This window comes from Bacillus sp. BB081 (assembly GCF_008368895.1).
GTDB classification, from domain to species: domain Bacteria; phylum Bacillota; class Bacilli; order Bacillales; family Bacillaceae_G; genus Bacillus_A; species Bacillus_A wiedmannii.
Genome location: NZ_QOZX01000029.1, coordinates 101,632 through 107,835, shown reverse-complemented (window position 1 = coordinate 107,835; position 6,204 = coordinate 101,632). Strand labels below are relative to the sequence as shown.

8 protein-coding genes are annotated in these 6,204 nt (G+C 34.0%); 7 read left to right on the top strand and 1 reads right to left on the bottom strand.

Going from position 1 to position 6,204, the window contains the following annotated elements:
- The first annotated feature begins 305 nt into the window (after positions 1-305).
- The 3 genes from DN394_RS15265 (at position 306) to DN394_RS15255 (ending at position 3,515) form a co-directional block, all read left to right on the top strand.
- Entirely contained in the window at positions 306-1,478 is a 1,173-nt protein-coding gene (locus DN394_RS15265) for a cyclopropane-fatty-acyl-phospholipid synthase (protein ID WP_098705710.1), read from the top strand.
- A 206-nt stretch (positions 1,479-1,684) separates the two neighbouring features.
- Positions 1,685-2,746: an oxidoreductase gene (locus DN394_RS15260; RefSeq protein WP_149293939.1), complete on the top strand. Its 1,062-nt coding sequence runs from the start codon at positions 1,685-1,687 to the stop codon at positions 2,744-2,746.
- Between the two features lie 31 nt (positions 2,747-2,777).
- Complete coding sequence (locus DN394_RS15255) at positions 2,778-3,515, top strand: GntR family transcriptional regulator (protein ID WP_149293938.1); 738 nt, start codon at positions 2,778-2,780, stop codon at positions 3,513-3,515.
- Positions 3,516-3,579: 64 nt separating this feature from the next.
- Here DN394_RS15255 and DN394_RS15250 read toward each other — a convergent pair whose 3' ends face one another.
- Positions 3,580-3,924 (bottom strand): winged helix-turn-helix transcriptional regulator, encoded by a 345-nt coding sequence (locus DN394_RS15250; protein WP_000860825.1) that lies wholly within the window; start codon positions 3,922-3,924, stop codon positions 3,580-3,582.
- Positions 3,925-4,539: 615 nt separating this feature from the next.
- Between DN394_RS15250 and spxA the strand changes: the two genes are divergently transcribed.
- The 4 genes from spxA (at position 4,540) to DN394_RS15230 (ending at position 6,169) form a co-directional block, all read left to right on the top strand.
- On the top strand, positions 4,540-4,935 hold the full coding sequence (gene spxA / locus DN394_RS15245; protein WP_088097117.1) for a transcriptional regulator SpxA: 396 nt from the start codon (positions 4,540-4,542) through the stop codon (positions 4,933-4,935).
- A gap of 30 nt (positions 4,936-4,965) precedes the next feature.
- Positions 4,966-5,100 carry a BA3454 family stress response protein gene (locus DN394_RS15240; RefSeq protein WP_000573513.1) on the top strand — a complete coding sequence of 45 codons (135 nt, stop codon included), beginning with the start codon at positions 4,966-4,968 and terminating at the stop codon, positions 5,098-5,100.
- A 194-nt stretch (positions 5,101-5,294) separates the two neighbouring features.
- Complete coding sequence (gene saiR, locus DN394_RS15235; RefSeq protein ID WP_087981320.1) at positions 5,295-5,708, top strand: Rrf2-family transcriptional regulator SaiR; 414 nt, start codon at positions 5,295-5,297, stop codon at positions 5,706-5,708.
- Between the two features lie 125 nt (positions 5,709-5,833).
- On the top strand, positions 5,834-6,169 hold the full coding sequence (locus tag DN394_RS15230) for an IDEAL domain-containing protein (RefSeq protein ID WP_002008152.1): 336 nt from the start codon (positions 5,834-5,836) through the stop codon (positions 6,167-6,169).
- Positions 6,170-6,204: the final 35 nt, after the last annotated feature.

Here is a 6,204-nt window from a genome sequence, read left to right as displayed (position 1 = left end):
CGTTTTCGGGGTTCACTTCAGACGAGGTGGTGTTTTTTCAGTATAAAACGTTAGAAAGTTACTATGGTGAAAAGTAAGGGTCTATACCATATCAGCAGCTGTTTTCGCTATGATGAATGATTGATTAAGGTTTTAATAGGAACTTAAAAGTGCCTTCATCACTTTAAAGTACGTACTATGCTTCATAATATAACCGTTTTATAATGACACTCGTAGCAAGAAGTCATAACGGTTTTAAGCTATGTTCAAAAAAACTTATTAACTAGTATAGTTTTTTGTTCAATTTTTTAGTAGGAGATGTCTATATGGTTGAAGAACTTTTTTATAAAAAAATACTCAAAAATCTTTTTTCAGATCCGGTTCAAATTACACTTTGGAATGGAGAAACAATCCAATATGGAGAAGGGGAACCTCAATTTCATGTAACATTCCATAAGCCGCTTTCAAAAAAAGAGCTTGCTAAGGATCCTTCTATTGCATTCGGTGAAGCATATATGAATGGGGACATTGAAATAGAGGGTAACCTTGAAAAAGCAATTCAATCTATTTATAAAAGGCAGGATAGCTTTTTAGGGGATAGTAAGTTGCAATATTTTAAAAGTAAATGGAATTTCTCAAAACAAAAAAATAAAGATGATATTGCTCATCATTATGATATTGGGAACGATTTCTATAAATTATGGCTTGATGAAACGATGACGTATTCTTGTGCATATTTCCAAAATGAGCAAGATTCTTTAACGACAGCTCAGCATAATAAAGTGAATCATATTTTGAAAAAGTTGAACCTTCAAAAAGGTGATACGTTATTAGACATTGGTTGTGGTTGGGGTGAGCTCATTACAGCTGCCGCTAAGCAGTACGGTGTGAAAGCGATGGGAGTAACGTTAAGTGAGGAACAATATGCAAAAACTTCCGAGCGAATTAAACAAGAAGGACTTACAGATTTAGTTGAAGTATCCTTACTTGATTACCGCGATATTAAGAATCGTAAATTTGATAAAATTGTTAGTGTAGGTATGATTGAACATGTAGGAAAAGACAACATTACGCAATACTTTGAGACAGTGAATGAACTACTAAACGATGGCGGAATTTCTCTTCTTCATTGTATTACTTCTCCGGCTAATGGTGGTGCTACGAATGGTTGGATTGAAAAGTATATATTCCCTGGCGGATATGTTCCTGCTGTTAACGAATTAATTACGAACATGACAAATGAACAATTTTTCATTGTTGATGTGGAAAGCTTACGTAGACATTACGGGAAAACATTACAACATTGGGCTCGAAATTTTGAAAACGTACTGGAGGAAGTTCGCAAAACGAAAGATGAGCGATTCATTCGTATGTGGCGCTTATATTTAAATGCATGTGCAGCTTCGTTCTTTACAGGTAATATTGATTTACATCAATTTGTATTTACAAAAGGTATTAACGATACAATTCCGATGACTCGTTCTTATATGTATGAATAAGAGTGTGATCTAATAGCTCTTAAGCAATGTTTAAATGTATAGATCCATAACTTAAAGTAAAAAAGTCGGGATGAAAATCGAAATGATTTGTATCCCGACTTTTTTACTTTATTATATATATTTAAAATTAAAACTATATACTTTTGATAATAAAAATATATAATAAAAATAGAATCGAAAATTTATGAGCAAGGAAGTTGAAGAATATGACATTAACAATGGGCTTTATTGGATTTGGAAAATCAGCTAACCGCTATCATTTACCTTATGTAAATACACGTAAAAATATAAAAGTAAAAACGATTTTTGGCCGCCAAATTAGTGAAGAGTTAGCGGCTCCATATAAGAGTAAAGGTGTTTGTTTCACTACTGATTTGGACGAATTGTTGAATGACAAAGAAATTCAAGTAGTGACAATCTGTACGCCAGCACATACGCACTATGAATTGGCGAAACAAGTTATACTTGCTGGGAAATCGGTTATCGTTGAAAAACCATTTTGCGATACAGTAGAACATGCGAAAGAATTATTAGCTTTAGGACGAGAGAAAGGTGTAGTAGTTATGCCTTATCAAAACCGTCGTTTTGATGGTGATTTCTTAGCTGTGAAGCAAGTTGTGGAACAAGGATTCCTTGGTGATATTGTTGAGGTTGAATCACATATTGATTATTTCCGTCCTGGTTCAATCTCTCATGAAGCTCCAAAAGAAGAAGGTTCATTCTACAGTTTAGGTATTCATACGATGGACCGCATGATTTCATTATTTGGCCGCCCAGATACGGTAACATACGATATTCGTAATAATGAAGTGGAAGGTGCGGTTGATAATTATTTCGATGTTGGTCTACATTACGGAAATCAGCTGAAAATCAAACTGAAAACGAATCATGTTGTAGCGAAAGATTATCCACGCTTTATCGTTCATGGAACAAATGGATCGTTTATTAAATACGGTGAAGATCAGCAGGAAAATGATCTGAAAGCGGGTATTATGCCTGAGAGTGCAGGATTTGGTGAAGATTCGCCGATGTACTATGGAATTGCTAAATATCGCAATGCAAACGGTGATTGGATTGAAAAACAAATTAAAACGCCGCTTGGTGATTACGGTCGTTTCTATGATGCAGCGTATGAAACAATCGTAAATGGTGCGCCAAAACTTGTGAAAGACGAAGAAGCGGTAACGAATATTGAAATCTTGGAAAACGGATTTGCTGCGCCATCACCTTCAGTTTACAAATTTGAGGATTTAAATTTGAATGAATAGAAGGTAGGTAAGCATAAAAGGAGGTAGGGAAATGGCAAGCGGATCAACACAAGTAAAATACCTCGGCATTTACCAAAAAATTAAACAGCAAATTTTAGACGCTGAATATAAAATTAATGAAAAAATCCCAAGTAGTCCTGTCCTTGCTGAAGAATTTGGCGTTTCAGTTCTTACTATTAAAAAGGCGCTAGATTTGCTAGTTAGAGACGGCTACATTATCCGCCGGCGCGGAAGTGGAACAGTCGTTCAAGATTGGCGTCAACAGGAAAAGGCACGAATGATTCAAACTTTAACAGGTACGAAAGCTGTTTACGGCAGTGAGGTAGAAAGTAAAATTATCGAGTTTACGATTGTAGGTGCTGATGAAATAGTTGCTGAAAAATTGGGTGTTACAGTCGGTGATTTTGTATATAAAATCATCCGTCTCCGCATCATTCACAGTATCCCAACGATTATGGAGCATACATGGATGCCTATTTCGGTCATCCCAGGTGTTGAAGCTTCCGTTTTAGAGGAGTCGATCTATTCGCACATTCAAAATAAACTTGGACTTGAAGTGGGAACATCCGTTGTTAGGGTCAAAGGGGTTCGCCCAGATGATCAAGAAAAGCAGTTTATGAACTTAACAAATCAAGATTTCCTAATGAGAGTTGAACAAGTGGCCTACTTAACGGATGGACGAACTTTTGAATATTCTTATGCGGATCATCTACCGGAAACCTTTGAATTCGAAACAGTCATTACCGCAAAAAATTATAAAGAGGCATAAAAAATAGGTTGGGGCATGTATTGCCTCAACCTATTTTTTGTTTTCAATATAGTAGGAACAGTTACTATTCATCAGCTGTAATAAGCATGGACGTATTCCCGTTTTTTTCAAGATGAACTTCTCCCCAAGTGCACAGGGAATCGAGTATGGCTCCTAAAGATGAACCGTAATCCGTTAAAGAATACTCTACTTTCGGTGGTACTTGGTCATACACTTTTCTTTGGATTACATCGTCTTCTTCGAGTTCACGTAATTGTTGTGTTAACATTTTTTGAGTAATACCAGGCATTAAACGTTTTAATTCGCTCGTTCTTTTTGTTCCTTTCTTTAAATGGCAAAGGATAACAACTTTCCACTTTCCGCCAATAACTTCTAAAGTCGCTTCTACAGGAATATTATATGTTTTCATAAAAAAACTCTTTTGCTGAATTTAGATTACAGTTTTGGACCTACATACGTTGTAATACTAAAATTATTTCTTTTTAGTGCCTATAACACTTTAAAGTGCGTACTATTTATTGTGCGAAATAACGTCCATAATAACCGATGTAAGAGAGAAATAAGCAGAATGGCACTTGAAAATGCATATGTTACTTTTTAGTACCTATAATACTTTAAAGTACGTACTTTTTATTAGGCTGAATATAATCCATAATAGCACTTGTAAGCAAGAAATGAGTGAAATGTGCTTTGAAGGAGCCATCATGCTATGGGGAATTTTACATGAGAACAATTTGTTGTGTTACTAAAATTAATCCAAGACTTAACAGTTGATTAATAGAACTGTAAGGTTTAAAATTACAGTAAGATTTTTAGAAGTGAGTTGTCATCATCTGTAAAATGTAGTTTCAATAATTTTATAAAAGAAACATGAAAAGAAACGAATAGTAGAAATAAACGAAACATTGCCGAATAAATAATATTACGTGTATTTGATTCTGAACTGTAATTTTTTTTAATACATTTCAATAACCGATATTTAAAATGTACGTTTCATAAAGAACATTAAAGGAGTGAGTGAAATATGGTGGTTCTATATACAACAGCAAGCTGTAGTTCATGCCGAAAAGCGAAAGCATGGCTGGAGGAGAATCAAATTGATTATACTGAAAAAAATATCGTATCCAATTCTATGACAGTGGATGAACTTAAATCCATTCTTCGTTTAACTGAAGAGGGTGCTACTGAAATAATTTCAACTAGATCCAAAACTTTTCAAGACTTAAATATAAATATAGATGAGCTTTCGCTGAATGAATTTTATAAATTAATAATTGAGCATCCGCTAATGTTGCGTCGCCCAATTATGCTGGACGAGAAAAGATTACAGATTGGTTTTAATGATGAAGAAATTCGTAAATTTTTACCACGTAGCGTTCGAACATTCTTAAATATTGAACTGCAAAAATTGGCTAATTAATAAGTAATATTTTGAAAGGAGGAGACAGAAGTGATTGAAGTATGTGTTACAGTTAATTATAAAGATAGAAATTATCACACAAATGTTATTGTGAGTAAAGATACGATTTGGACAAAAATTAAACAATTGGCAGAAGAACAAGTTAAGAAACAGTGGACAGTTTAAATTTATTTGCAACTTAAAAAGCTAAATGAAGTTAGGAGATATAGGGGAGTTCTGATAGAATATAAAGGGATTTATTTTTTCATGCTAAGCATGCTTCTTATATATTTTAACGTTTGACTAACCTATCTGTAATATTTATGGCTACAGTATGTTACTAAGCGAGAAATCATATTTTTTATCGTAGGAGGACAACAATGAACAGCGACTTTACCTTGGCCATTCACAGTTTAACGTATTTAGCTTTACAGCCAGACCGGATGTCAACAAGTAATGATATTTCAGAAAGCGCAGGTGTTCACCCAGTACGTATTCGCAAAGTGCTAAGTTTGTTAAAAAAACATAAGTTTATACAGTCAAAAGAGGGAACTGGTGGAGGTTTTATTTTTGCCCGTGATTTAAGTGAAATTAATCTTTGGAATATGTATCAAATAACCTCTGAAGGTGCATTGCAACCGAAGTGTCCAGAATCAAATGATCAGTGTATTGTAGGTTCGAACATGCGGAAAGTTCTTTTTGCTATTTTCTTAGGTGCGGAAGAACATCTAGGTGAATATTTAAAGAATTATACAATGAAAGAAGTTGTTGACCTTATTAATCAAGAACGTTAAGCGGCTTAATTATTATGTAGCCGTGAGTTCTTAAAAAATAACTGTAATGAAAAATATTGCAGTTCAAGTTAGTTTTTATATCTTTTTTATCGTTACAAAAAATATTTCTAAGAAGGTGAAAAGGTATGATGTCAAATAATAATCATGTTTTAAAAGTGGGAGATTGGGTTCGTGGAATATCAAATGAGGGTGAATTCATAGTTGGTTACATTGTATCACTTGATGAAGTGGAAGATATAGTTACAGTTAGTATTGTGAAACGTGACGACAAGTACACTATGAACGAAGCGATTTTACTCTTTAGTAAACACGTTAACAAACTCCCTGAATCAAAGGTAATAAATAAGGAGCAAATCCTTTATCTTATAGACCTTGCATTATTAACAGGGGATGAAGAATGGTTTATTGAGCTTTCTGCAAAATTAAACTCGATAAAAGAGCTAGTTAATGAAGGATTTTAACGATTATATTATTCGCTTTTAATAGGTTGAATCGT